This is a genomic window from Cupriavidus sp. UBA2010, assembly GCF_002335265.1.
In the GTDB taxonomy this organism is placed as follows: Bacteria; Pseudomonadota; Gammaproteobacteria; order Burkholderiales; family Burkholderiaceae; genus Cupriavidus; species Cupriavidus metallidurans.
In genome coordinates this window covers 208,875-233,816 of record NZ_DDCI01000020.1, presented here as the reverse complement: position 1 = coordinate 233,816, position 24,942 = coordinate 208,875, and the positions used below count along the sequence as shown (strand labels likewise).

General features: G+C 61.6%; 21 protein-coding genes and 1 pseudogene. 7 read left to right on the top strand and 15 right to left on the bottom strand.

Features of this window, described 5'->3' with window-relative positions:
* Positions 1–6 precede the first annotated feature (6 nt).
* The 9 genes from B2246_RS15670 to B2246_RS15630 all read right to left on the bottom strand — a co-directional run bounded on the left by B2246_RS15670 (position 7) and on the right by B2246_RS15630 (position 10,320).
* Positions 7–2,193, bottom strand: coding sequence for a TonB-dependent receptor (locus B2246_RS15670; protein WP_286881932.1), 2,187 nt, complete (start codon positions 2,191–2,193; stop codon positions 7–9).
* Between the two features lie 749 nt (positions 2,194–2,942).
* Positions 2,943–3,356 (bottom strand): hypothetical protein, encoded by a 414-nt coding sequence (locus B2246_RS15665; RefSeq protein WP_187192369.1) that lies wholly within the window; start codon positions 3,354–3,356, stop codon positions 2,943–2,945.
* Between the two features lie 141 nt (positions 3,357–3,497).
* Positions 3,498–3,701 carry a hypothetical protein gene (locus tag B2246_RS15660; protein ID WP_152564913.1) on the bottom strand — a complete coding sequence of 68 codons (204 nt, stop codon included), beginning with the start codon at positions 3,699–3,701 and terminating at the stop codon, positions 3,498–3,500.
* Positions 3,702–4,203: 502 nt separating this feature from the next.
* Entirely contained in the window at positions 4,204–4,704 is a 501-nt protein-coding gene (locus tag B2246_RS15655; RefSeq protein WP_008652030.1) for a hypothetical protein, read from the bottom strand.
* A 703-nt stretch (positions 4,705–5,407) separates the two neighbouring features.
* The gene (locus B2246_RS15650) at positions 5,408–6,436 is read right to left on the bottom strand and encodes a methionine synthase (RefSeq protein ID WP_286881933.1); all 1,029 of its coding nucleotides are present in this window, start codon (positions 6,434–6,436) and stop codon (positions 5,408–5,410) included.
* A gap of 29 nt (positions 6,437–6,465) precedes the next feature.
* A complete protein-coding gene (locus tag B2246_RS15645; protein WP_008652028.1) occupies positions 6,466–7,446 on the bottom strand; it encodes a DUF1852 domain-containing protein in 981 nt (326 codons plus the stop codon).
* A gap of 66 nt (positions 7,447–7,512) precedes the next feature.
* A complete protein-coding gene (gene msuE, locus B2246_RS15640) occupies positions 7,513–8,094 on the bottom strand; it encodes an FMN reductase (RefSeq protein ID WP_008652026.1) in 582 nt (193 codons plus the stop codon).
* A gap of 8 nt (positions 8,095–8,102) precedes the next feature.
* Positions 8,103–8,507 carry a hypothetical protein gene (locus B2246_RS15635; RefSeq protein WP_186426671.1) on the bottom strand — a complete coding sequence of 135 codons (405 nt, stop codon included), beginning with the start codon at positions 8,505–8,507 and terminating at the stop codon, positions 8,103–8,105.
* A 361-nt stretch (positions 8,508–8,868) separates the two neighbouring features.
* Positions 8,869–10,320 (bottom strand): short-chain fatty acyl-CoA regulator family protein, encoded by a 1,452-nt coding sequence (locus B2246_RS15630; RefSeq protein ID WP_008652024.1) that lies wholly within the window; start codon positions 10,318–10,320, stop codon positions 8,869–8,871.
* A 146-nt stretch (positions 10,321–10,466) separates the two neighbouring features.
* On the opposite strand from B2246_RS15630, the gene B2246_RS15625 reads away from it, so the two are divergent.
* The 4 genes from B2246_RS15625 to mmsB are packed head-to-tail and all read left to right on the top strand — an operon-like array spanning position 10,467 to position 15,214.
* Entirely contained in the window at positions 10,467–11,972 is a 1,506-nt protein-coding gene (locus tag B2246_RS15625) for a CoA-acylating methylmalonate-semialdehyde dehydrogenase (RefSeq protein ID WP_286881934.1), read from the top strand.
* 14 nt (positions 11,973–11,986) lie between these two features.
* Positions 11,987–13,147, top strand: coding sequence for an acyl-CoA dehydrogenase family protein (locus B2246_RS15620; protein WP_286881935.1), 1,161 nt, complete (start codon positions 11,987–11,989; stop codon positions 13,145–13,147).
* 8 nt (positions 13,148–13,155) lie between these two features.
* Positions 13,156–14,280 (top strand): enoyl-CoA hydratase/isomerase family protein, encoded by a 1,125-nt coding sequence (locus B2246_RS15615; protein WP_286881936.1) that lies wholly within the window; start codon positions 13,156–13,158, stop codon positions 14,278–14,280.
* Positions 14,281–14,296: 16 nt separating this feature from the next.
* Positions 14,297–15,214 carry a 3-hydroxyisobutyrate dehydrogenase gene (gene mmsB / locus B2246_RS15610; RefSeq protein ID WP_286881937.1) on the top strand — a complete coding sequence of 306 codons (918 nt, stop codon included), beginning with the start codon at positions 14,297–14,299 and terminating at the stop codon, positions 15,212–15,214.
* A gap of 222 nt (positions 15,215–15,436) precedes the next feature.
* Here the strand turns inward: mmsB and B2246_RS15605 are convergent, their stop codons facing one another.
* Entirely contained in the window at positions 15,437–16,336 is a 900-nt protein-coding gene (locus B2246_RS15605; protein WP_008652016.1) for a LysR family transcriptional regulator, read from the bottom strand.
* Positions 16,337–16,428: 92 nt separating this feature from the next.
* On the opposite strand from B2246_RS15605, the gene metE reads away from it, so the two are divergent.
* A complete protein-coding gene (metE, locus tag B2246_RS15600) occupies positions 16,429–18,717 on the top strand; it encodes a 5-methyltetrahydropteroyltriglutamate--homocysteine S-methyltransferase (RefSeq protein WP_286881939.1) in 2,289 nt (762 codons plus the stop codon).
* Between the two features lie 34 nt (positions 18,718–18,751).
* A complete protein-coding gene (locus B2246_RS29180) occupies positions 18,752–18,937 on the top strand; it encodes a hypothetical protein (protein WP_160172206.1) in 186 nt (61 codons plus the stop codon).
* 50 nt (positions 18,938–18,987) lie between these two features.
* On the opposite strand, the pseudogene B2246_RS15595 reads toward B2246_RS29180, so the two are convergent.
* From B2246_RS15595 to B2246_RS15575, 5 genes and pseudogenes are all read right to left on the bottom strand, one after another.
* Positions 18,988–19,338 (bottom strand): annotated as a pseudogene (locus B2246_RS15595) (hypothetical protein); the annotation flags it as partial.
* A 198-nt stretch (positions 19,339–19,536) separates the two neighbouring features.
* Positions 19,537–20,892 carry an MFS transporter gene (locus B2246_RS15590; protein WP_286881940.1) on the bottom strand — a complete coding sequence of 452 codons (1,356 nt, stop codon included), beginning with the start codon at positions 20,890–20,892 and terminating at the stop codon, positions 19,537–19,539.
* Positions 20,893–20,943: 51 nt separating this feature from the next.
* Positions 20,944–21,684 (bottom strand): carboxymuconolactone decarboxylase family protein, encoded by a 741-nt coding sequence (locus B2246_RS15585; protein ID WP_286881941.1) that lies wholly within the window; start codon positions 21,682–21,684, stop codon positions 20,944–20,946.
* Positions 21,685–21,708: 24 nt separating this feature from the next.
* Entirely contained in the window at positions 21,709–22,533 is an 825-nt protein-coding gene (locus tag B2246_RS15580) for an SDR family NAD(P)-dependent oxidoreductase (protein ID WP_035883909.1), read from the bottom strand.
* A gap of 93 nt (positions 22,534–22,626) precedes the next feature.
* A complete protein-coding gene (locus B2246_RS15575) occupies positions 22,627–23,682 on the bottom strand; it encodes a 3-keto-5-aminohexanoate cleavage protein (RefSeq protein ID WP_008652006.1) in 1,056 nt (351 codons plus the stop codon).
* Positions 23,683–23,798: 116 nt separating this feature from the next.
* On the opposite strand from B2246_RS15575, the gene B2246_RS15570 reads away from it, so the two are divergent.
* Positions 23,799–24,857 carry an AraC family transcriptional regulator gene (locus tag B2246_RS15570; RefSeq protein WP_286881942.1) on the top strand — a complete coding sequence of 353 codons (1,059 nt, stop codon included), beginning with the start codon at positions 23,799–23,801 and terminating at the stop codon, positions 24,855–24,857.
* Positions 24,858–24,942 lie beyond the last annotated feature (85 nt).

The following is a 24,942-nucleotide window of genomic DNA, read 5'->3' as shown; positions in this document are numbered from 1 at the left end:
GGCCACTCAGAACGGTTTGGACACAGCCAGATAGAAGCTGCGGCGCGGGGCATACTGCGGTGCGCCGACACCGATACCGGTGCCGTCTCGTAACTCATAGGAGCGATCGAACAGGTTGACCACGGTAAACCGGGTCTTGAGCTTGCCGATGGTGGGCAGATCAAAGGTGTGCGCGATACCGACGTTGACCTGAAAGTAGGCCGCCAGGTGCGAGGTATTGGCAAAGCCGTTGCGCAGCCCACTGCCGTAGATGGCATCGGCGGTCAGCAGGTTGCCTTTCCACAGATATGAGGTGCCCATCGATGCCGCCACAGTCTGGTCGTGATCGAGGTGGACCCAGTTGTTGGCGATATAGGCCTGTTCTTCCGGCGAGAAATTGAACTGGCCGGTCTCGATGCCCTTGCCCATCGCCCGCGACACGCCAACATTCAGGTAAGCGCCAAAGTTGCCCTGATGATAATTTGCCGTGCCCTCCAGTCCGTAGATCTTGCCCTGGTCATAGTTGAACGTGGAGAAGATCAACGCATTGCCGAACTGGCCCTCATCCTGGAGGTGGCGCACTTTCCGATAGTAGGCATCCAGGCCCACGGTCAGATTGCGGGTCGCCTGATGCGAAACGCCGAGGTCAAAATAGTCGGAGCGTTCTGAGCGTACGGCCGTGTTGGCGTCGGAGGGGAGTGCATTCGTGGTGTCGATGAACTTCGTGACCGTGGTGGTATCGATCTTCTCCGTGGCTGGCGGCGTGAAGTACCGGGCGTAGCCGGCATGGACCCGTGTCGTGTTGGACACGTCATAGGTCAGCCCGAGCCGCGGGCTGAGCTGCTGCTCGCTCACTACCGTGTTGACGTGGTCATAGCGAGCGCCGTAGTTGACGGTCAGCTTGTCCGTGGCCTTCCACTCGTCTTGCAGGTAGAAGCCCAGCGTCGTGCCCGAGAGACTGCTGTTATCCACGATCGTGAATGGCACGCCGCTGGTCTGGTTACCGTTGGCATCGGCCGGGAATACCGTGGAGGTATTGTCCACGCCGAAGTTCTCGCGCTGCACGAATAGCCCGGTGCGAAGTGTGTGCCGCGGGTTCAGTACGTAACTGGCATCGGCCTGCACGCCATACGCCTCGTTGCGCCGCGTGATGTCCGCGGCTACGCCGTCGTAGACAAGGTCGCCGACAGGATCCGGGGAGTAGTCGATGCGGCTGGTGCGGTGGAACAGCGAGACCTGGTAATCCAGCGCCGCCGACACCTTGCTCTGGTACGACAGGATCTGGAAGTCGGTTTTCTCGCGCTGGTTGGCGTTCAGGTTTTCCGAGGCAGGAGGCGTCACGCCGTCCAGCGTGAACTGGGGTGTCAATCCGGGGCGGTTGGGAATCTCAAAGCGGTTGTTGGCCGTGCCGAACAGGAAGCTGACCCGATTGTCCGCATCGAGCAGATAGGACAGCATGCCGAAGCCCTTGCTCTGGTCGGTGTGGTCGTGGATAGTATTCGGGCTGCTGGTCGGATTCTCGATGCCCAGATTGTTCTCCACGAAGGAGCCGCTCAGGTAGTAACTGAATGGCCCCTTGGTGCCTTGAATCTGGGCGTTGACCTCATGATCTGCATGGCTGCCGATCACCGTACCGATTTCGCCACCGAAGGCTTTTGGTTCGCCGTTTTCGTCGGTGGGCGCGCCCTTGGTGGTGATATCCACGATGCCGGCGGTACGGTAGCCATACTGTGCCGGCAGGGCTCCCGTGATGAGTTTGATTTCATCGGCAAAGCGCGTGTCGAGCATTTGTCCGAAGCCGCTGATCGGCTCCGGAACAATGACGCCGTTGATGCGGTACTGGAGATTGGAGTGGTCACCGCGTACATGCAACTGACCGAAAGAATCCTGCACGACGCCAGGCGCCTGCAGCAGCACCTGGTTCAGGGGCGTGTTTTCGCCTAACGGCAGTGTTTGGATATCGGTGCTGTCGAAGCGATAGACGGAACTGCCAGTCTCCGGCGAGAGCGCGTTGCGAGCCTCGTCCAATCGCTTGGCGGAAACAACGACCGTGTTCAGGGTTTTATCGCCGCCTGCGTTGGTGGCAGGCTGTTCCGTTGCGGAAGGCGAGGATGGTGACGCTGGCGGATTGGACTCTGCCGATTGGGCTTGTGCGGCAACGACGAACGTCGACGTGACGCCGGCCGCAACGGCTCGTAGCGGAAAACGGGTCATGGAACACCTTTGCAGGGCAGGAATGATCGGGCTGCGGGACTAGCGCCTCGCCCGCGCGAACTAGCGGTACATTCCGATCAGCAGAGGTGGCCCGCGACTACGGGCAGGGGGTGAAAATGCCAGCGCCAGATGGCGGCTGAAGCGTGCAGGGAAGTGCCAGCGGCGCTCGCACGCGGCCACCATCCAGCAGGCAATCACGGGAATGGCGACAGCAATGGCGGCAAGCGCAAGGCATGTCGGGCAAACGTCGTGTGCAGGTCCGCATTGCTCTATGTCGACAGGTACCGCACAGGAGCTCGTTTGGTGGTGAGCCTGCAAGTGACCGACCGCATGGACGACCGCTGCCGACTGCCCGAATAGCAGGAACAGGACCAGCAGGATCGATAACCAGCGCTGCCGCATGGAGGGCGTTGAAGAGGATCGAATCGAAGGTGCCAGGTAGCCAGACGTTCTTTGCAACTTTGTTGCAAGTCTGCCATCGATAAGCCGGACGAGCAAACACTCAGTAGAGAGGCCGTGTTGCGCAGGATTGACCAGAATTGTCAGCTTGTCAGTTGGATCGCCAGACAGGTGAGCAAGGCTCCACATCGTCGCAAGTGCCCATCGATCGATGCTGATACGCAGGTCTTGAGTGTGGCTTCGGCGGCGGCTCAAGGGCGTCGGGATGGCAGGCCATTCGCTCGTCTATTATGGTTGGCAGGCAAGCCAGTTGCCGCTGAACCGCGCGGCAACCTTTTATCGGAAGGGAGTCAGGCATGAGCACTTGCGACCTGCCGCACCATGCCCATCATCATCACCGGCATGGCATGAACTGTGGCCATACGGCAATCCGGCACAACGGGCACGTCGATTTTCTGCATGACGGCCATCTGCACCATCCACATGCGGGCCATGTCGACGAGCACCGACTTGAAGTGAGTGCGATGAATCCCGACCGATGCACGCCGGACCACAACTGTGGGGGGCACGAGCCCGGGCATGTTCACGGCCCCGGATGCGGGCACGAAGCGGTGCCACACGGCGATCACATTGACTATCTGGTCAATGGTCATCTTCACCATCCACACGGCGACCATTGCGACGATCACGGCGCGGTAGACCTGTTGTAGCGTGCCGGAACGATAATCGCCGTTCTCCTCGCGGAGCCGCTTCATCAGCGCCACTGCGACCGTCTCTCACTGAATGCCTAACGTCCGAGCCCCACTGGCTTTGAGCGACCCGTCTGACCCCTTGGGCAACCCTATGGCAGAGACCGGTCCATAACCAAAATCGGACATTTGAATGGCGGGGCAGAGCCAGAAGTCCTACTTGCGCGCCGCCAGATAGCTGCGCCAGCACAGCACGCAGCAGTAAATGGCAAGAAGCGTCGCAAAGACCGGCCAGAAGTGGAGCCACCAAAGCCAGTCGTAGCCCGGTGCAACCCGCTTCAACTTGACGGGCGCACCGACGATCACCGTAATGTTCTCCCCGACTAGTGTTTGGCCAACGTCGACAACCGAGATAGTCAAGTCCGAGACTCCACTAGGTAATGCTCCTCCAGGTACTGCCACAGATTCTGGTGGCCATACCAAGCGGTGGGTGGAGTTGTAGTTTTCGGTGGGGACCAGAGCACGACCCATGGTCGTTCCGTTGTGGGAATTTACGGGTAGTGCATCAAATTCTCTATCCAATCCCGCGGTCGATGTCACACGAACCGTGATTGGTTCCCCAGGTTGCTTGAACTCTAGGTAGCCACGTTCCCTGAAGTCTGCATTGTGTTGGTACGAGTCCAACTCTGGTCTCTTGTCCTGCCACCCGCGCCGATTGAACATCAAATTAATTTCGAGCGGGGCCTTCAAAACCCGATATACCCGGAAGCTGACCGCCACCTAAACAGGCGGTCATCGACCTGACTACAGGCATCCGTCCGTTACCCGCCTGCCTCGCAGTTCACTGACACGCATCCGCAGCCTGTGGCCGGCAATGTCGTCGAATGGCCGGTGGTCGGCTTTGGGCGGCTCTGGCTACCCATCAATGCCGGATCTGACCAAATCCGCCATCCGCCCATCTTGTTGCGCTTTCCGTCGTCAAACGAAAGTCCGGTTGCACATTGACGCTTGCGAGAACGTCCCCGAATGCATCAATGGCAGTAAGTGTGCCGAATGGCTCGAATTCGTCTGGCGTGATCGCTAACCTGACATTCACGAGCTGCGAGGCGATCTCGATGGAGACTTGCTTGTTGAGCTGCGCGTGCAATTGCTGCTCGTGCCGGCGGATGACCTCGGATGCCGTCTTCACCAATGTCTGGTGCGCGGTAGCGTCGAGCGGTTTCGGATCGACCTTGTTTCTGCCCATTGTCCATGGGCCAACGAGGGCAGGTTCCGCGCTGCCGTCGCGGAACATCTCGACGGCCCACCCCTCGCCGTCCTCGTTCTTCACCACCTTCGCCGTCCAGCCTTTGTCTCGCCAAAGCCGGGGCTCATGGATTTGAGAAGTGTCGTCGTCCAAAAGGGCGGAGTCGTCTTGGGACATGGAAATGGTCGTCACGGAATTGGGGGAGCCGGTTCGTCGTTGCGGGCCGGGGTGCGTAATCAAAATACTGTATAAATATACAGTGTATGACGCATTGACTGCAAGGGGGGTAGAGATCGTGTAGCAACTACCTTGGAGGGCGGGCAGCACATCAGTGCGCTGTCTTCGCTCTCAATCCGAATTCCGTAGCGTAGTGAAGGCGTTGACCGGCTGAATCCGCGACCCCTCTCGGTCATTGAGAGTTGTGGCGGGAGCGACGAGAGGTATCGCAAGGTGCCTCAAGATGAGGCCGCATACGGAGGTATGTTGCTTCCCGCCTGGTGAGAACAGAAGCTGGCGGCATCCCCTTTTGTGCGCAAACACGGGATCAAGGTTCAGCTATTCTGAGGAACGGGCTCGGCATACGGCGGCAGCTTCAGTCATCCCTGGAAGAACCGGTCGCGCCGTGTGACCGGCGCCTTTGTAGCCATCGCGCAAATGGCACGACACCGGCGCACCGACGTCGGGATATCTGACCACTGAGCCAGATCAGCAGGTGCAGGCGATGGGATTGTCGTGGAGGGAGGGGCGGAACTCACTGTGAACGAGTCAGTTCCGCGCGATGAAACATTGGCCAGTGTCCACTGGACTGGCCGCAGCCCAATTCACGGCCGTCAAACTACAGCTTCAATGCCTCCGCACCATTTACGACCTTAGCTCAGCACTAGCTCGAGAGTTCTCCCCGGATGATATCTGCGCCTGCACTGAGAGCATTTAGTTTGCCTCTTGCTACTCGACGAGGTAAGGGCGCCATACCACAGTTGGTGCAAGGATACAGCTTGTCTGCATCTACAAATTGAAGCGCCTTCCGTAGGGTATTTGCTACTTCTTCCGGCGTTTCAATGGTATTGGTCGCGACATCGATGGCTCCAACCATCACTTTCTTGCCACGAATGAGTTCAATCAGATCAATCGGAACGTGAGAGTTGTGGCACTCCAGCGAGACAATATCGATATTGGACTTCTGCAGCTTGGGGAAAGATTCTTCATATTGGCGCCACTCGGACCCCAGCGTCTGCTTCCAATCGGTATTGGCCTTGATGCCGTAGCCGTAGCAAATATGCACGGCCGTTTCACACTTGAGGCCTTCGATTGCTCGCTCCAAGGTGGCGATTCCCCAGTCATTCACCTCGTCAAAGAAGACGTTGAACGCCGGCTCATCAAACTGGATGATGTCGACGCCGGCAGCCTCCAACTCCTTGGCTTCCTGATTGAGGATCTTGGCGAATTCCCAGGCTAGCTTCTCGCGGCTCTTGTAGTGGCTATCGTAGAGCGTATCGATCATGGTCATGGGTCCCGGCAGGGCCCATTTGATGGGCTGCCTGGTTTGCTGACGCAGGAACTTGGCGTCTTCAACAAACACAGGCCTTGGGCGACTCACAGCGCCAACCACGGTCGGCACACTCGCGTCATAGCGATCGCGAATTCTGACGGTCTCACGTTTCTCAAAATCGACCCCGCTAAGGTGCTCGATAAACGTGGTGACGAAATGCTGGCGCGTTTGCTCGCCATCACTAACGATATCAATGCCCGCGTGCTGTTGTTCTTGCAGCGACAAACGCAACGCATCTTGTTTGCCTTCGACCAATTCCTCGTCTTGTAGCTTCCAGGGCGACCAGAGCTTTTCAGGTTGAGCAAGCCAGGAAGGTTTGGGCAAGCTGCCAGCAGTTGAGGTAGGCAATAGCTTTTTCATAACAGATGATCTCGTATTTTTTTGGTTGGTCAGAGAGCGTAATTGTTAGCCCATTGTTCAAGAACTCTTCTGTACGGCTTGATGAAGTGTTCTTCCGTGAATTTTCCCTGCTTGACAGCTAGTTCGCTACGTTCTACCCGATCGTAGACAATCTGCGTCAGGGAATAATCCTTGTTCTTCAGGCTCGGCTGATAGAGTTTTCCCGCTGCAGAATTGGCGTTGTAAATCTCCGGCCGGTAAATTCTCTGAAACGTCTCCATCGTGCTGATGGTGCCGATAAGCTCAAGATTGGTGTAGTCACCGAGCAGATCGCCGAGGAAGTAAAAAGCCAAAGGCGCAACACTGTTCGGGGGCATAAAGAAGCGAACCTGCATCCCCATCTTCTCGAAATATTGATCGGTCGAGGATAATTCGCTCTGCTGATATTCGACGCCCAGTATGGGGTGATGATTTTCAGTTCGATGGTAAATCTTGCTGCTGGAAGCGCTGATACAGATAACCGGCGGCTTACCGAAGCGATTTTTGTAAACGCTTGAGTTCACAAAGTGCTTGAATAGCTTTCCATGCAAATCACCGAAGTTGTCCGGGATGCTAAACGTGGATTTGTCATGATTGTGCTCGGGCAGCAAAACGCTGAAGTCGTAATCTCGCACGTAAGAGGAGAAGTTATTTCCCGCAATACCATCGATGCGTTCGTTGGTTTGCTTGTCGATGATGTTTGTTTTCAGTATCTCGATCAACGGAAATACATCGCCGCCGGCGGCATCAATATTCATCTCCACAGAAACGATTTCGAGCTCGACAGAATATCGATCACCTGTCGGATTATCCCAATGCGCCAGGTTATTGAAGCGATTGTCAATCATCCTCAGGGTGTTGCGCAGATTCTCTTGGCGACTCTGTCCTCGGGCCAGATTGGCAAAGTTGGTTGTTATGCGCGTATTGTCAGATGGTTGGTAATCTTCATCGAAACGAATACTCTTGATACCAAATGTGAAATCTTTGCTCATAGCGATCTGATGCCCTGGTTTCCGAGAGAATATTTGAATTTGTTTCGTGCCCGTTACGCCCTTGTTTCAGGCCGCGACCATTTCCTCGGCGTTGGCGGATCTTGTCTGGCGCGTCAATTCGACCAACGGCAATGCCCGCTGGACCGCGAGTCTGGCCCGCTGGATAAGGGCCTCGTTCTGCAGGCGGTAGTCGACGAAATCCTTGTCGGTGGCGTAGACGCCCAACGGCAAGGTACGTGCCTGGAAGAAGCTGAACAGTGGCCGCAACTGGTGGTCGATCATCAGGGCATGGCGCTCGCTGCCGCCGGTGGCAGCCAACAAGACCGGCTTGTCGATCAAGGCGTCCTGATCAATGAAGTCGAAGAAATGCTTGAACAGGCCCGAGTAAGAGCCGCGGAAGACCGGTGTTGCCACCACCAGGACGTCGGCTTGCTCGACCGCCGCAAGCTCTCGCTCCACCGTGTCGGACATTTGAGAGCGCCAGACCGCGCCAGCAAGCTGCGGCGCGAGTTGACCCAACTCGACCAGCCGTTGCTCGCACGGGACTTCTTCAGCGATCAGGTCCAGCAGGTGCTCTGTCAGAGCCGCAGACTTGGAGGGGCGTTGCAGCCCACCGGAGACCGCTACTACGCGGAGTGGAAGTGTCATCTTTGTTTTCATATGGATGGATCTGCGCGGTGCCGGGAGACGCGATGCGTACCGATGCAAGCGCATTGACCAAGCCGAGAGCGCGCATTCACAGCGGGCCGCCGCCGTTGCTCGCTGTTTGCCGCCATCCCGTTAAGGACGGTGCAAACCAACTGCTGCAATGGCATACGCTCGGTCCATGCGCCATGTCGGCCACGGGGCAGTCTCATGCGCTGAGCCAGCTCGGGCACAGCCTGGTCGGCATCCGCCCAGCCCTCGCCAAAGTCAACCGCATCACGCGCGCGACCACTGGTGTAGCGCTGCAGCACCAACTCGGCCTGGGAGAATGCAAACAAACAATAGGAGCGGATGCTATCGACAGATAACCATGAAGTAAAATGGTTAAAACTCACATATTCATGAATTTGGATCATGTGAGTGCTTCAGCGATATCCCTATCGGCGTCGCTCAGCTGGTCAGTCAGCAGGGCGTTGACAGCCCACGTCGGCGTGCTGAACCTGACCTACTCGGCTGTGAGCCTCAGGCTGTTCGGAGGTCGAAGCCTGCGCCTGAAGCAATCTGACCTGACGCCTCGCAGCACACACCAGGAACTGATGGCGCGCAGACTGGCCTTGCACTGCTATATCCAGACACACTGGAGAACGGGCCGGCGCTTCGGATGGCGCGGCACTAGCAAGCGTCTGGCGGGGACCCTGACTAACGCTCCGTCAGAGCGCGCCGATCGGAATCGACTTTTTTGGGGCCGTGGCGTCGGAATTCTGCGCCGGCTTCGGGTCAATCCTTCGCAAACCGATAGGACACCAGCGATTCCGTGTTGCTGTCGATCACGATGGATTTGCCCGCAGGCGGAAATGCGCGCTGCACGCAATCCTGCCTGGGGCAGACGCGGCAACCGGGACCAATCGGTGCAACGTCCGACGGATGATCGATGTCGATGTGATCGGCGTAGACGAGCTCGCGTGCGTGCGCGAGCTCGCATCCAAGACCCACGGCGAAAAGCTTGCGCCTGGCCCGAAAGCCGCCGCCGCCCCGTTCGATCGTCCTGGCGATGCCGAAGTAGCGGATGCCGTCCGGCATTTCGGCGACCTGAGTCAGGATGCGGCCGGGCTGGGCAAACGCTTCGTGGACATGCCAGAGCGGACATGCGCCGCCGTGGCGGGCGAAGTGGAACGAGGTCGCGCTCTGGCGCTTCGAGATATTGCCGGCCTGGTCCAGCCGGACAAAGTAGAACGGTACGCCGCGCGCATGGGGCCGCTGCAGCGTGGAAAGCCGATGGCAAACCGTTTCGATGCTGACCTGGAACTGTTGCTGCAGGAGTTCGATGTCATAGCGCACCCGTCGTGCCGCATCGAGAAAGTCGGCATATGGCAGCAGCATCGCGCCCGCGAAATAGTGCGATAGCCCCTGGCGCACCAGTTCCTGCGTGGACGCATCCGCAAACGCGGCCTGGCGGATTTCCGTATCGATGATGTCGCCATGCCTGAGCAGGGCGTATTGGGTGGCGAGCTGGAACGCCTGCTGGGCGTCGCTGAGCCCGGCCCGGATGGTCATCCGCTTACGGGTGGGGTCGAAGCGGCGCAGCCAAGCCTCGCCATCGGACTGCTCCACCACGGTGACGCCGAAATCCTGTCGCAGCAAGCGCTGCAGCGGCCCGCTGCGTGCGCCTGGTACCAAGGCCGCCGAACCCGCCAGATCCTCGGCCAATACATCGAGGGCGTCCAGATAGTTGTTCTGCCGGTTGAAATGATCCCGGACCTCCTCATGCGGTAACGGTGCTCCCATGCGGCGTACCGCCTCGGATGTCGTGCCGGGATCGAGATCGCCATAGAAACGATCGACCGTCTGGGCGTATTCGTCCTGCAAGCGGCCATGCCTGGCGTAAAGGCTCAGGAACGCGTCGACAAGATCCGGCGCGTGCTCGCTCATGCGCTGTAAAGCGGCGGGGCCGATGGCGCCTGACCAGACCGTGCGGTCCTTCAGCGCGGCATCCAGCTCCGCCAGTTGCCGCTGATCCTTGTCTTCCGAGAACTGGGCGACGTCGCCGCCAAACACTTCGGCCAGTTTGAGCAGTACCGCAGCGGTCACGGGGCGCTGGTTGTTCTCGATCTGGCTGACATAGCTAAGTGATAGCGATAGCCGTCCGGCCAACGCCATCTGGCTCCACTCGCGCTGTTCGCGGAGCCTTCGCACGCGCGCGCCGACAAAGATCTTCCGGGATTTCGTCATTTCACAATCTTCACAAATTTGATCGAGGAGATGCGAAGCAATTCACAGATTTTCTCTTTTACTTCAGTAACTTGTGTGAATCTGTGAAGGTTGCGGGTAGATTCTGCTTGAGCTTTTCGATCATGTCGAGTGACCTTGGAGACGCTATGGCTGCCGCTGACATCCCCCGCATTCCCTTGTTGATCAATGGTGAGTTCGTCCAGTCCCGGACATCCGAATGGCGGGACGTTGTGAATCCTGCAAACCAGCAGGTATTGGCTCGTGTGCCGATGGCCACGGCGGACGAAATAGCCGCTGCCGTTGGAGCAGCGCAGGCAGCGTTTCCCGCGTGGAAGAAAACGCCGATCGGCGCCCGCGCGCGCATCTTCCTGAAGTACCAGGAACTGATTCGCGCCAATATGAAATCCCTGGCTGCCACGCTCACAGCCGAGCAAGGCAAGACGCTGGCGGACGCGGAGGGCGATGTGTTCCGCGGCCTGGAAGTGGTGGAGCATGCCGCCGCCATCGGCAACCTGCAACTGGGCGAACTGGCCAACAACGTGGCCGCGGGCGTCGACACCTACACGCGCCTGCAACCGCTGGGTGTCTGTGCGGGCATCACGCCGTTCAATTTCCCGGCGATGATTCCGCTGTGGATGTTCCCCATGGCAATTGCCTGCGGCAATACGTTCGTGCTCAAGCCCTCGGAGCAGGACCCGATGGTGACGATGCAACTGGTGGAACTGGCGCTGGAGGCGGGCATCCCAAAGGGGGTGCTCAACGTCGTGCATGGCGCCGCCGATGTTGTGAACGCGATCTGCGATCACCCGGACATCAAGGCAATCTCGTTCGTTGGCTCGACCAGGGTTGGCGCACATGTGTATGAGCGCGCATCGCTGGCGGGCAAACGCGTGCAATGCATGATGGGGGCGAAGAACCACGCCATCGTGCTGCCCGACGCTCACAAGGAGCAGACGCTCAACGCGCTGGCTGGCGCCGCATTCGGTGCGGCAGGGCAGCGTTGCATGGCGGTGTCCGTCGTCGTGCTGGTCGGTGAGGCCAATCGCTGGTTGCCGGACCTGGCAGCCAAGGCCCGGTCGCTCAAGGTGGGCCCCGGGCAAAACAATCCCGATGTCGGGCCCGTTATCTCCCGCAGTGCCAAGGCGCGTATCGAAGGGCTCATCGCCCAGGGGGTGGCGGAAGGCGCGACGCTGGAACTCGACGGACGCATGCCGGAGCTTCCTGGCGGCCTGGCCGAGGGCAATTACATCGCGCCGACCATCTTTTCGGGTGTCCGCTCCGGTATGGAGATCTACGACCAGGAAGTGTTTGGTCCCGTGTTGTCCTTGGTAAGTGTCGAGTCGCTAGACGACGCCATCGCGCTGGTCAACGCCAATCCCAACGGCAATGGCGTGGCGATCTTCACGCAATCCGGCGCGGCGGCGCGCAAGTTCGAGGAAGAGATCGATGTGGGCCAAGTGGGCGTCAATGTGCCGATCCCGGTCCCGGTGCCGCTGTTCTCGTTCACCGGGTCCCGCGCGTCCAAGCTGGGCGACCTCGGGCCCTACGGCAAGCAGGTGGTGCTGTTCTACACGCAGACCAAGACCATTACGTCGCGCTGGTTCGAGGATGACGTGACCACCGGCGTCAACACGACGATCCGCCTGCAATAGGCCAGGAGCGAGCGATGGATTTCGATCTCAACGAGGACCAGCTCGCCTTCCAGCACACGGCGCGTCAGTTTGCGGACCAGGAGTTCGCACCTTACGCCGGCGAGTGGGACGAAATGCGGCACTTTCCGCGCGACACGATCCGCAAGTCTGGCGAGCTTGGCTTCTGCGGGCTCTACACGCCTGTCGAGCACGGTGGGGTCGGCCTGTCCAGGCTCGATGCGACGATTGTCTTCGAGGAACTGGCCAGCGTCTGTCCATCCACTGCCGGCTTTATCACGATCCACAACATGGCGACGTGGATGGTGACGACGTTTGGTTCCCGGGAGCTTGCCTCGCAGTGGGGCCCCAGGCTCGCCAGCGGCCAGGCGCTGGCGTCGTACTGCCTGACCGAGCCAGGCTCGGGTTCGGACGCGGCGTCGTTGCGGACCACCGCGCGCATGGACGCGGAAGGTCTCGTCGTCAACGGCAGCAAGGCGTTCATCTCGGGCGCGGGCGAAACCGACGTATTGGTGCTGATGGTCAGAACGGGTGGCTCCGGGGCAGCGGGCATCTCGGCATTGCTGGTGCCGGCGGACAGCCCTGGTATTCACTATGGCAAGAAGGAAGCGAAGATGGGCTGGAACAGCCAGCCCACCCGAACCATCAGCTTCGACAACGTGCGGGTGCCGGCTGCCAACCTGCTGGGCGAAATCGGCAGCGGTTTCAAGATCGCCATGAAGGGGCTGGATGGTGGTCGCATCAACATCGCCACCTGTTCGATCGGCGCCGCACAAGGCGCGCTGCGCGCCGCGCATCGGTACATGCATGAACGACAGCAGTTCGGCAAGCCGCTGGCGGATTTTCAGGTACTGCAGTTCAAGCTGGCAGACATGGCCACCGAACTGGTAGCGGCCCGTCAGATCGTGCGTCTGGCCGCGTCGAAGCTTGATGCGGGCGATGCCGAGGCATCGGTGTATTGCGCGATGGCGAAGCGGCTTGCCACGGACGTCGGCTTCAATGTCTGCAACGAGGCGCTGCAGATCCACGGCGGATATGGCTATATCCGCGAGTATCCGCTGGAACGCTTGCTGCGCGACGCGCGCGTGCACCAGATACTGGAAGGCACGAACGAGATCATGCGCGTGATCGTCGCCCGACGCCTGCTTCAGGACAACGCGACGGAGGTGATCCGGTGACGGAAAAAATGCATCACGACGTACCGGTGCGCATCGGCACGCTGTGGACCGCAAGTGGCCATCTGTTCGGCCGCGTCACGCTCGATGCGCCGGACAGCCTGAACGCACTGACCATGGCCATGGTCGAGCACATCGATCCGCAACTGGAGCGCTGGGCGGTGGATCCGAAGGTGGTGGGCGTCATCATCGACGCGGCAGGCGACAAGGCCTTCTGCGCCGGTGGCGATATCGTCGGGCTATACCGGTCGATGCAGAACGCCGGGGCGGGCAACGTGCCCGCCGATGCGGCCGCGTTCTTCGCCCGCGAATACCGAATGGACTATCGCATCCACCGCTATCCGAAGCCAGTGATCTGCTGGGCAACGGGCATCGTTATGGGAGGCGGCATTGGGCTGCTTGCCGGCGCCTCCCACCGCGTGGCGACTCCGACTTCGCGCATGGCGATGCCCGAGGTTGGAATTGGCCTCTATCCCGATGTCGGTGGTAGCTGGGTGCTGTCCAAGATGCCCGGCCATATTGGGATGTTCCTGGGACTGACGGGGGCATCGCTGAATGCCGGCGATGCGCGCTACGTAGGCCTTGCCACGCACGCTGTGCATGCCGGGCAACGCGGCATGCTGCTGGAGTCGATCGCGCAGGCATGCTGGCACGGGAATGCGCAAGCCGATGCCAACCGTATCGACGGGCTGCTTGCCATGCTCGGGGACGGTCAGGAATTGCCGCCGTCGCCGTTGCGCGAGCATGCAGCACGGATTGCCGGTCTGGTTGACGGTGACGATCTGGCGCAGATCGTCACGCGCCTGCGGGCCCTTGCCGAAGACCCGGATCCCTGGCTGGCCAAGGCTGGCCGCGCGGTCGCCGGTGCGTCGCCCACCTCGCTTGCGCTGACATTCGCCATGCAGCAACGCGCGCGGCGCATGACCCTGGCCGAGGTCTTTCGCATGGAATGGCAGGCGTCGATAGGCTGTTGTGTGCACCATGACTTTCCGGAAGGCATCCGCGCCCTGTTGATCGACAAGGACAAGCAACCGCGCTGGCAGCCGGCCACGCTGGATGCCGTCACGGCCGAGCTTGTCGACGCGCACCTTGCGCCGCGCCATGGCGGCGTGCATCCACTGGCTGATCTGAGCTGATTCAGGAGACAACGACATGACCCGCAGCACACGTATCGCATTCATCGGGCTGGGCAACATGGGCGCCCCCATGGCGCTGAATTTGCATCGCGCCGGCTTCTCAGTGACCGCCTTCGACCTGAGCACGGAAGCGCTGGCGCGCGTGCGCAGCGAAGGGGTGGCCACTGCCGACACTGTCCGGGCGGCGGTGGACGGTGCCGGGATCGTGATCTCGATGCTGCCAAACAGCCGCCACGTTGAGTCGCTTTTTCTCGGCACAGAGGGGCTGCTGACGCAACTGCCGCAGGGCGCGCTGATCATCGACTGCAGCACGATCGCGCCGGCGTCGGCGCGCAGGGTGGCGGATGCCGCGCGCGAGAGAGGCATCGACATGATCGACGCACCGGTTTCGGGCGGAACGGCTGGTGCGTCCGCCGGCACGCTGACGTTCATCGTGGGCGGTAGCGAGGCGGCGTTGGCAAAGGGCCGGCCGGCGCTCGATGCCATGGGCAAGAACATCTTCCATATGGGCGAATCGGGCGCGGGCCAGGTGGCCAAGCTCTGCAACAACATGGCGCTTGGCGTGATCATGGCCGTTACCGGCGAAGCGTTGGCACTTGGCGTCTCGCAGGGCCTGGACCCGGCCAGGCTGTCGCAGATGATCGCCGTCAGCACCGGGCGGAGTTGGGCCACCGAGGTCTGCAATCCCTGGCCCGGCGTACTTGACAATGCACCATCTTCACGTGGTTACAGCGGCGGGTTCGGCAACGACCTGATGCTGAAGGATCTGGGGCTCGCCGTGGACGCCGCGATGTCGGCCGGCGCGACTGTGCCGCTTGGAGAGCTTGCGCGCAATCTGTACTCGCTGAATCAGCGCGCGGGACGCGGTGGCCTGGATTTTTCGAGCGTGATCCAGCTCTTCACAGCGGAGATTGCGTCCGGCAAGGGAACTTGACGGGCCGGCACGACAGGGCGAGCCATTCAGCGCGAAAACTGGCTTGGCACGCCAAGCATGCGATGTCCGAGCGACGCCGTGTGTTGACGTGCCTGTTCGGGGACAAAGAGATAGAAGCGCCAGAGGTCGGCCTAGCTGGACTCCAGGGCATGGATCTCGTCGTAGGCGTCGCTGGCCGTCGGGCAGGGGAACTGGCTGGTGTGTGTCTGATATGGCGATGGTTCAGTTCGGGGCGACGTCCGCGGAGCGGCGGGCCAGTTCAATAAAGGCCTTCACGTAGTCGATGTCGATGTCGCCCTCGCGTGCGCCCAGGAAGATCTGTTTGGCGACCCCGTCGGCGCCCAGGCGAACGGCCGTGACGTCCATTTTCTGCGCGTATTCGGCCACTAGCCAGCGCGGCAGTGCGGCAATGCCGCGTCCGCTGGCCACCATCTGCATCATGATGTCGGTCGTCTCGATGGTCTTGTGGCGCTTGGGCGTGACGCCCGCCGGCTGCAGGAACATGTTGTAGATATCGAGCCGATCGATTGCAACCGGGTAGGTGATCAGCACTTCATCGGTCAGTGCATCAGCATCCACATACGGCAGGCCAGCAAGGCGATGGTCCTTGCCGACGACGAGCACCTGCTCGTAATCGAACACGGGCTCGAAATGCAGGCCCGGCTTGTAGAGCGGGTCGGGCGTAACGAGCATGTCAATCTCATACCCGAACAACGCGCCAATGCCGCCGAACTGGAATTTTTGCTTCACATCGACATCCACGTCGGGCCATTTGGCCAGATAGGGCGACACGATCTTGAGCAGCCACTGGTAGCACGGGTGGCATTCCATGCCGATGCGCAGCGTGCCACGTTCACCCTGCGCGAACTGTCGGACGCGTTCTTCGGCCAGGTCGAGCTGGGGTAGCACGCGGTTCGCCACCGCCAGCAGATAGGACCCTGCCTGCGTCAGCCGCAACGTACGACCCTCCCGTAGCCAGATGTCGGTGCCAAGCTGCAGCTCCAGCTTCTTCATGGCATGGCTAAGCGCCGACTGCGTCAGGCAGAGCACGGAAGCGGCGGCAGTCAGGGAACCCTGGCGGTCCACTTCCCGGAGGATCGATAGATGAATGCGCTCAAGCATGAGTGATATTCATTGAATTCTGAATAACGATCATTTTACTTCATGTGATGCCGTTCCTACAATCCGGCTTCGACTTGAATACGGATGACGCCATGACCACGATCCACAACCTCGGCTTTCCGCGTATCGGCGCGAAGCGCGAACTGAAATTCGCACTGGAGTCCTACTGGAAGGGTGAAACATCGCGCGACGAACTGAAGCGGCTAGCCGCCGAGTTGCGTCAACGTCACTGGGATAGCCAGAAAGGTCTGGATCTGGTGCCGGTAGGCGACTTTGCTTTCTACGACCAGGTGCTGGACATGAGCTTCACGCTCGGCAACCTGCCCGAGCGCGTGCAAGGCTTCCATGGCGATGCGCTGGACAACTACTTCCGCGTGGCCCGTGGCCGCTCGGCCAAGTCGGCCGAAGAGCATGCCGCGTGCTGCGGTGGCGTGGCCGCCGGCGAGATGACCAAGTGGTTCGACACCAACTACCACTACATCGTCCCGGAATTCTCCGCCAGCACCGAGTTCAAGCTGGACCCATCGCGCCTGCTGGACCAGCTTGGCGAAGCGCGCGCACTGGGTGTCACCGCCAAGCCGGTGATCGTGGGCCCGGTGACCTACTTGGCGCTCGGCAAGGCCAAGGACGATTCCGACAAGCTCGCGCTGCTGCCGCGCCTGTTGCCCGCTTATGTGGAACTGCTGGTCGCCCTGGCCGCGCAGGGCGTGGAGTGGGTGCAAATCGACGAGCCGGTGCTGGTGACCGAGCTGTCGAACGCCTGGCGCGACGCCTTCCGTACGGCTTACCTGGCGCTGGCCAAGTCGCCGGCCAAGCTGCTGCTGGCCACGTACTTCGGCCAGTTGCAGGAAAACCTGCTACTGGTGGCCGAACTGCCGGTGGCCGGCGTGCACCTGGATGCCATCAACGCACGTGCCGAAGTCGAGGCGCTCATCGCGAAGTTGCCAGCCGACCGCGTAGTTTCGCTGGGCGTTATCAACGGCCGTAACATCTGGAAGACCGACCTGAGCCGCGTGTTGGACTGGCTGGAGCCGCTGGCGAAGCAGCTTGGCCAACGCCTGTGGGTGGCGCCGTCGTGCTCGCTGCTACACGTTCCGGTGGATCTGGGTAGCGAGCAGAAGCTCGATGCCGACGTGAAGTCGTGGCTGGCGTTTGCGCTGCAAAAGCTCGACGAACTGCAAGTGCTGGCCGGCGCCTTGCGCAACGGCCGGGACAGCGTCAAGGACGAGCTGGCCGCCAACAAGGTCGCCGTCGACGCACGTCGCGCTTCGCCGCGTGTGAACAACCCCGCCGTCAAGGCGGCCGTGGCTGGTATCAACGCCGCGCTAGGTCAGCGTCAGAATGTCTATAGCGAACGCGCGCCGAAACAAGCTGCGCACCTGAAGCTGCCGGTATTTCCGACTACGACGATTGGCTCGTTCCCGCAAACGACCGAGATCCGCCACGCGCGCAGCCAGTACAAGGCCGGCGCACTGGATGAAGCCGGCTACAAGACCGCCATGGAGGCGGAGATCGCCCGCAGCGTACGCGAGCAGGAAGCGCTGGGTCTTGACGTGCTGGTCCACGGCGAAGCCGAGCGCAACGACATGGTCGAGTACTTCGGCGAGCAGCTCGAAGGCTACGCATTCAGTCAGTTTGGCTGGGTGCAGTCGTACGGCTCGCGCTGCGTGAAGCCGCCTATTCTGTTCGGCGACATCAGCCGTCCGAAGGCCATGACCGTCGAATGGATCAAGTACGCGCAATCGCTGACCAGCAAGCCGATGAAGGGCATGCTGACCGGCCCCGTGACGATCCTGAACTGGTCATTCGTGCGTGACGATCAGCCGCGTTCCGTGTCGTGCTACCAGCTCGCACTGGCGATCCGCGAGGAAGTGCTGGACTTGGAGCGTGCTGGCATCAATGTGATCCAGATTGACGAGGCCGCGCTGCGCGAAGGCCTGCCGCTGCGTCGCGCGCAGTGGAAGGAATACCTGGACTGGGCCGTCGGATCGTTCCGCGTCACGGCCAATGGCGTGCGCGACGAAACGCAGATCCACACCCACATGTGCTATTCGGAGTTCAACGACATCATCGCATCGATCGCCGACATGGATGCCGACGTGATCACGATCGAGACGTCGCGCTCAGATATGGAGCTGCTCGACGCGTTCGACAACTTCAAGTATCCGAACGAGATTGGCCCGGGCGTGTACGACATCCACTCGCCGAACATCCCGACGCAGGAGCACATCGTGCAACTGATGCGCAAGGCCGCAGCGCGCGTGCCTGCCGAACGACTGTGGGTGAACCCGGACTGCGGCCTGAAGACGCGCCAGTGGGCGGAGGTTATCCCGGCACTGACGAACATGGTTGCCGCTGCCAGGGCGCTGCGCGCCCAGTAACGCCGGAAGCGCTCTTCGTCGTCGAGTCCGCATCGTGTCGCGTTCGGCAGGTGAAGGACGTGCTGCGGCGTTCGTGCCGATTAAGCGGCTCTGGGTCAATCCGGATTGCGGTCTCAAGACCCGTACCTGGCCAGAGGTGGAGGCTGCGCTGTCGAATATGGTCACGGTAGCGCGAACGGTGCCAGAGCAGGTGGGGCGGCGGACCCAAGTCCAGCGTTGAAGGGGACGATAGCCGGGGCCGGTCAGCTTTGGGCCACGCTGGCTATCCCGTCAATGCCGGATCTGACCAAATCCGCCACCCGCCCATCTTGTAGCGCTTTCCGTTGTCAAACGAAAGTCCGGTTGTACATTGACGCTTGCGAGAACGTCCCCGAATGCATCAATGGCCGTCAGTGTGCCGAATGGCTCGAATTCGTCTGGCGTGATCGCCAGCCTGACGTTCACGAGCTGCGAGGCGATCTCGATCGAGACTTGCTTGTTGAGCCGCGCGTGCAGTTGCTGCTCGTGCCGGCGGACGACCTCGGATGCGGTCTTCACCAGCGGCTTCGGATCGACCTTGTTTCTGCCCATTGTCCAGGGGCCAACGAGAGCAGGTTCCGCGCTGCCGTTGCGAAACTTCTCGAATCGGTGAAGGCGTTGACCAGTTGAATCCGCGACTCCTCGCGGGCATTTGGCCGTCTCCGGCTGAACGGCCGAACCGCCGAACCGCCGAACCGCCGAACCGCCGAACCGCAGCCCGCTTCAGCCCACCGCGATGGGGCGCTGGGCGGCACCTCCCAGATCCTCAATCAGCGGACTATGCGTGTTGGGCTGCATTGGCTAGGCTTGGTCGGCCCCGTCGCCAGGCTGGCGGCTGCGCCCCAGCAGCCGGGCCGGCAACGCAAGCAACAGAACGACCGCTCCCACCGCCAGCAGTACAGCAAGCAGGTCGAACGCGAGGTAAAGGTCTCCGGTGCGGGTCTTGATCGCACCCACCGCGATTGGGCTCAGCAGGGCCGCCACGCCCCCAAGGCTGCTGACGAAGGCGATGCCGGCAGGCGCCTGCGTGCCGCCGAGATATGCCGGCGGGATCGTCCAGAACACCGGCAGCGCCGCGAGGCATGCAGCGGCGCCGATTGTCATGCATAGCACCGAAGGCACCAGTTGATCGCGCACGATGCCCATCAGCAGGAAGCTGGCCGCTGCCACCAGGAGACAGCCCGCGACGTGCCAGCGCCGTTCCAGATGGCGATCCGAGCTGCGTGCCAGCAGGTACATCGTCACCAGTCCGAGTACATAGGGCAGCGTGGAGATCCAGCCGATGCGTGTCACCTGGGTCTCACCAAAGCCCTGGATCAGCGTGGGCATCCAGTACGCGATGGTATTGGTGCTGGCATAGATCGAAAGAAAGGTCAGGCCGATCATGTAGATGCGTGGATCCTTGAGCAGGGCTTTGATACCGCCGTGTTGTTGTGCGTGGACCTCTTTGCCAAGATCGCTGGCGAGCAGCGCCTTTTCTGTCGGACTGAGCCAAGTCGCCTGTGTCGGACCGTCGTCGAGGAAGCGATACGCGACGAGGGCGAGCAGCATCGCGGGGATGCCTTCCACCACAAACAGCGCCTGCCAGTCGCGCAGTCCCATCCATCCGTCCAGGTGGAGCATGATCGCCGCGGCCAGCGGGCCGCTGATCATTCCGGCGAAGGTGCCAGACATCAGGAACAGTGAGGTGATCCGTCCGCGGCGCTGCGCCGGGAACCAGTAGGTCAGGTAGAGGATGACGCCCGGAAAGAAGCCTGCCTCGGCCACGCCGAGCAGGAAGCGCGCGACGTAAAGCGCATCCGGCGAGCTGACCTGGCTGGTGGCGATCGTCACGAGGCCCCACAGCAGCATGATGCGTGTGATGGTCAGTCGGGCGCCGATCTTCTGCATATACAGGTTGCTTGGCACCTCGAACAGGATGTACCCGGCGAAAAAGGCCGCCGCGCCGATGCCATAGGCAGCATCCGATAGTCCAAGGTCGCTGGCCATGCGTAGCTTGGCGAACGAGATGTTGATGCGGTCGATCGTGTTCAGCACGTAGGCAACGAACAGGAACGGCAGCAGCCGCCACATGATCTTGCGATAGATGGCGGCAAGCGTGTCGGCATCCTGATGGAGCGATGCGGTATTGCCTGCAGTGGGGGCGAAGGGATGCACGGCGTACTCCTGGACTTTGCGGGAAGAGGCCGGCAGATCCGGCCCCGGGGGTCAAGCCGCGGTTTCCCGCATGGCGCGGTCGAGCATCGGTACCGCGAGTTCGCAGGCTTCGATGCCTTGCAGGCCGACGATCTTCAGTACCGCCAGGATCTGCGCGCGCGTGGCGCCGAGCCGCAGCGCGGCTTCGATATGCCGCTGGGTGCCGTGGCCGTACATGTGGGTGATCGCGGCATCGCCGGCGATGCAGAGAAACTCGATCCACAGCGGCGGCAGGATGTTGTCCTTCCACAGGCCGAAGCCCATTGCCAGGAATTTTTCAAGGTACTGTGGATCCCAGCGATAGAGCGTCTCCCACAGCGGATTGAACATGCCGTTGGCACGCACCGCGTCGCACACCGGCGTGGCGCCGGGCGCCACGGGGTCATCGGGAATGCCGGCGCGCGCCAGCTCCTCGGCCAGCGCCGGCACGCCAACCGCGCAGGCGTGGATGCCGACCACGCTGGCCAGCTTGAACACTTCCAGGATCTCGGCGCGGGTGGCGCCCAGGCGGATGGCCTCGCGCACGTGGCGGGACACACCCGGCTTGTACAGGTGGGTGGCGGTGACATCGAGATTCAGGCGGATTAGTGCGACCAGCTTGGGGTCAAGCACATCGTCAGCTTGCGCATCGCGCGCCAGTGCGACCCAGCCAGCGATCCAGTTGGGATCCCAGTCAGTCAGCGGATCGAGCTCGCTGCCGAGCACGCCGGTATCGCGCAGCGCCTTGTAGTGTGGAAATAGATTGAGTTGCATGGTTTTCTAAGTCTGAGGGCGGCCTCAGATCACCGAGCCGCCATTTGGGCTGATGACCTGGCCTACGAGGTAGTGCTCGTCACTGGCGAGGTGCAGCACGGTTGCGGCGTACTCCTCCACGGTGCCGAAGCGGCCCGCCGGGCAGCCTTGCCAGAGCCGGTTGCGGCCGTCCTCGCCGATCCTTTCCAGATACTCGTTGAAGGCCGGTGTCGCGACGCCGCCAGGTGCCATCGCGTTGACGTAAATGTTCGCCCCGGCCACTTCCAGCGCCACGGAGCGCGTGAAGGCCGCCACGGCGCCCTTGGTGGCGCTGTAGTGCGGGCTGTGCGCGCTCTTTGACGAGATCCCGGCAATCGAGGCGATATTGACGATGCGGCCGTAGCGTTGCGGCTGCATCAGCCGGAGTGCTTCTCGGGTGCAATAGAAGGTCCCATGCACGTTTACGCCCCAATATCGCAGCCATTCTTCGTCGGTGATCTCGCTGGTGAAGCCGAGCGATGCGCGTGGCACCGGCGTTTGCAGGTACGCATAGAGCTGGTTGCGGCGCTCGGTATCCACCGGGCGGTTGGGGGTCAGCGCGGCATTGTTGACAAGGATATGTACCGTGCCAAAGGCCTCGCGCGCCTGCGCAAACATGTCGGCCACTTGCTGGCTCGACGACACGTCGCAAGCGACGGAAAGGCAGCGGCGGCCCTCGGCGAGGACCGCCTCGCGTGCGGCGGCCAGCGACGCCGGGTTGATGTCGCAAATCACCAGGTCGGCGCCTGCACGTGCCAGTGCCACGGCGATGCCCTGGCCCAGGCCTGGGCCAACGCCCGTCACCAAGGCGATCTTGTTGCTCAGCTTCATGATTGGTCTCTGCCGGAAACGGTATTCGGAGGTCAACACCAGAACATCACGCGCAGCCGGGGCGCCGCGCGTGACGTGGCGGCATGGCTGTGCTCAGACGCTGCCCGGCACCGTGAAGCCGCGCTGGCCCGGTTTGCGGTTCGGCGCCATGCCCAGCTGGCGGATGGTCTCGTCGGCGCTGTCGTACCACTCGTCGATCTTGTAGATGCGGCGCGCTTCCGTACCGTTGGCTACGTCGCGGCCCAGCTCGCGCGCCAGGCGCACGGTCTGCTCGATCTGCTGCACCGAGGTCATGCGTTCGCCTTTGCGGCCCCACAGGTTGTCCTCGATGCCCACGCGCACATGCAGCCCCAGCGCGATCGCCATGGCGTTCATCGGCAGCACCGCGCGCATGGCGCTCTCGATCGTCAGCACGGCGCCGTCCGGCGTGCGGCGCGCGAACTCGATCATGTCAGCAGGGTGCAGGCCGGCCGCGCCGCCGCCGATGGCGACATAGTTCAGGATCAGCGGGCCGCGATACAGGCCCTTGCGGATCAGGCGCTCCACGGTTTCCAACTGGGCCACGTGACCGAGCATGAAGTGCGGCTGGATTCCGGCCCGGCTCAGGCGCTCCAGGTGCTCGATGAAGAACGACGGCTTGGCGTCGACCACCATCTCGCTGTATGCCTTGAAGTATTCAGGCTTCTCGAGGATGGTGCCTTTGACGTCGTCGGCGGTCAGCATCTCGCAGATATTCATCTGGCTGGTGTTGATCGCAATGGTCACCTGGTCCGGCTTGGGGTCCAGTTCGGCCAGCATATGGCGACTGTCATAGTCCAGCCACTCGGCGGCCTTGCCTTCGCCCTCCGGCGCAAACGAGATCGAGCCGCCGACCTGCAGCACCATGTCCGGAACGGCGTCACGCAGACGGGCCAGCATCTCGTTGAACATCGACAGGCGCTTGGAGCCCTTGCCGTCTGCCTCGCGCACATGCACATGAAGCACTGTGGCGCCGGCGTTATAGCAATCGATGGCCTTCTGAATCTGAGCATCCATGCTCACTGGAATGTCGTCCGAGTCGGATGGCAGAAACTGGGGGCCGTAGGGCGCGACCTGGATCACCAGCTTTTCCTGGTTCTCGGGAAGCAGGCTGTCGTCGAGAAAATGCATGAATAGTCTCCTGAAGGTGAAGCCCTTTGCAGTGGGGGCGGTGCAGGTATTCTGGACAGCTGTCCGATCCTGCGTTTATCCTTCTGTCACTATTTTTTATCTGATGATCACATCTGGTGAATACCCGAACCTTGAAGCCCGAGAGCCGCTCCGTGCCAGTTGGCACGCTTGCGCGGGTGGTCGAAGTACTTCAGGCGCAGGGCGACGATCCCTGGCCGATCCTGGAGCGTCATGGGATCAGGCTCGCGTCGCTGCATGAACCCATGGCACCCCTGGCGCTACAGGTATGCGGCCGCATCCTGGCAGATGCGGCCGACGCGACCGGCCGGCCCCATCTCGCAGTGCAGGTCGGCGCGCGCGCCAATATGGAAAACGCGGGCCCGCTGCGCCTGCTGCTGCTGTCCTCGCGGAGCGTGCGCGATGCCGCGGAGGGCCTGCTGCGCTATGGTCGGATCTGGTACCGGGGCATCAACACGGCGCTGACCGTGCGCGATGGCTACGCCGTCTTCTCGATTGAAATCGACGGCGCCTTTGCTGGCCGTGAAGCGCTGCTGACGGCCTACCTGGCGGCCAACCTCCAGTTGTTCCGTCTGGTTCTCGGCAAGCTCTGGATGCCGGCGGCTGTGTCCTTGTCGCGGCCGCCGCCGTTGGAGCTTGGCCCGTATGCGGCACACTTCGGTTCCGATGTCCGCTTCGGCCAGCCGCGTGACGAATTCGTGTTTCCGGCCGCCACGCTCGAGCAACGATGCGGCGTCGGGGGTGTGGCAGGCGAGGCGGTGGAGTCCTCCGTGGTGCGCTACCTGGGCGAACTGGAGTCGCATGTCGCGCCGGATTTCCTTGGGCAGGTTCGGCATGCAATCCGCGACCTGATGCTGCTGGGCGAATGCACCGCACCGCGGCTGGCCTCGCTGTTCGCGGTTCACCGCTTTACGTTGCATCGCCACCTGCAGGATCACGGCACCTCGTTTGCCCACCTGCTGGACGAGGAGCGCGATACGCTGGCGCGACGGCTGCTGGCCAATACGGACATGCCGCTTGGAGATGTCGCGCGGGCATTGGGGTTCAAGACACAGGCCGGCTTTAACAAGGCCTTCATGCGGTGGCAGGGCGTCGCGCCCGGCACCTTGCGCGCCGGTCAGCGGCGCCGGCCCCGGCTCACCTTGCAGCGTGATTGATCTGGGCCAGTAGCCCTTGCTTGTCGCTTCACGACCCAAAGGCACCAACTCAACGCTCTTTCAACGTTCTCAACGCAACCGTCCA

Excerpts from the sequence above, each read along its gene's own strand:
- metE (WP_286881939.1), top strand. The coding sequence starts at position 16,429 with ATGACCACGATCCACAACCTCGGCTTTCCGCGTATCGGCGCGAAGCGC.
- msuE (WP_008652026.1), bottom strand. The coding sequence starts at position 8,094 with ATGACACTTCCACTCCGCGTAGTAGCGGTCTCCGGTGGGCTGCAACGC.
- B2246_RS15635 (WP_186426671.1), bottom strand. The coding sequence starts at position 8,507 with ATGATCCAAATTCATGAATATGTGAGTTTTAACCATTTTACTTCATGG.
- B2246_RS15625 (WP_286881934.1), top strand. The coding sequence starts at position 10,467 with ATGGCTGCCGCTGACATCCCCCGCATTCCCTTGTTGATCAATGGTGAG.
- B2246_RS15670 (WP_286881932.1), bottom strand. The coding sequence starts at position 2,193 with ATGACCCGTTTTCCGCTACGAGCCGTTGCGGCCGGCGTCACGTCGACG.
- B2246_RS15580 (WP_035883909.1), bottom strand. The coding sequence starts at position 22,533 with ATGAAGCTGAGCAACAAGATCGCCTTGGTGACGGGCGTTGGCCCAGGC.
- mmsB (WP_286881937.1), top strand. The coding sequence starts at position 14,297 with ATGACCCGCAGCACACGTATCGCATTCATCGGGCTGGGCAACATGGGC.
- B2246_RS15630 (WP_008652024.1), bottom strand. The coding sequence starts at position 10,320 with ATGACGAAATCCCGGAAGATCTTTGTCGGCGCGCGCGTGCGAAGGCTC.
- B2246_RS15605 (WP_008652016.1), bottom strand. The coding sequence starts at position 16,336 with ATGCTTGAGCGCATTCATCTATCGATCCTCCGGGAAGTGGACCGCCAG.
- B2246_RS15645 (WP_008652028.1), bottom strand. The coding sequence starts at position 7,446 with ATGAGCAAAGATTTCACATTTGGTATCAAGAGTATTCGTTTCGATGAA.
- B2246_RS15585 (WP_286881941.1), bottom strand. The coding sequence starts at position 21,684 with ATGCAACTCAATCTATTTCCACACTACAAGGCGCTGCGCGATACCGGC.
- B2246_RS15655 (WP_008652030.1), bottom strand. The coding sequence starts at position 4,704 with ATGTCCCAAGACGACTCCGCCCTTTTGGACGACGACACTTCTCAAATC.
- B2246_RS15620 (WP_286881935.1), top strand. The coding sequence starts at position 11,987 with ATGGATTTCGATCTCAACGAGGACCAGCTCGCCTTCCAGCACACGGCG.
- B2246_RS15615 (WP_286881936.1), top strand. The coding sequence starts at position 13,156 with ATGCATCACGACGTACCGGTGCGCATCGGCACGCTGTGGACCGCAAGT.
- B2246_RS15575 (WP_008652006.1), bottom strand. The coding sequence starts at position 23,682 with ATGCATTTTCTCGACGACAGCCTGCTTCCCGAGAACCAGGAAAAGCTG.
- B2246_RS15650 (WP_286881933.1), bottom strand. The coding sequence starts at position 6,436 with ATGAAAAAGCTATTGCCTACCTCAACTGCTGGCAGCTTGCCCAAACCT.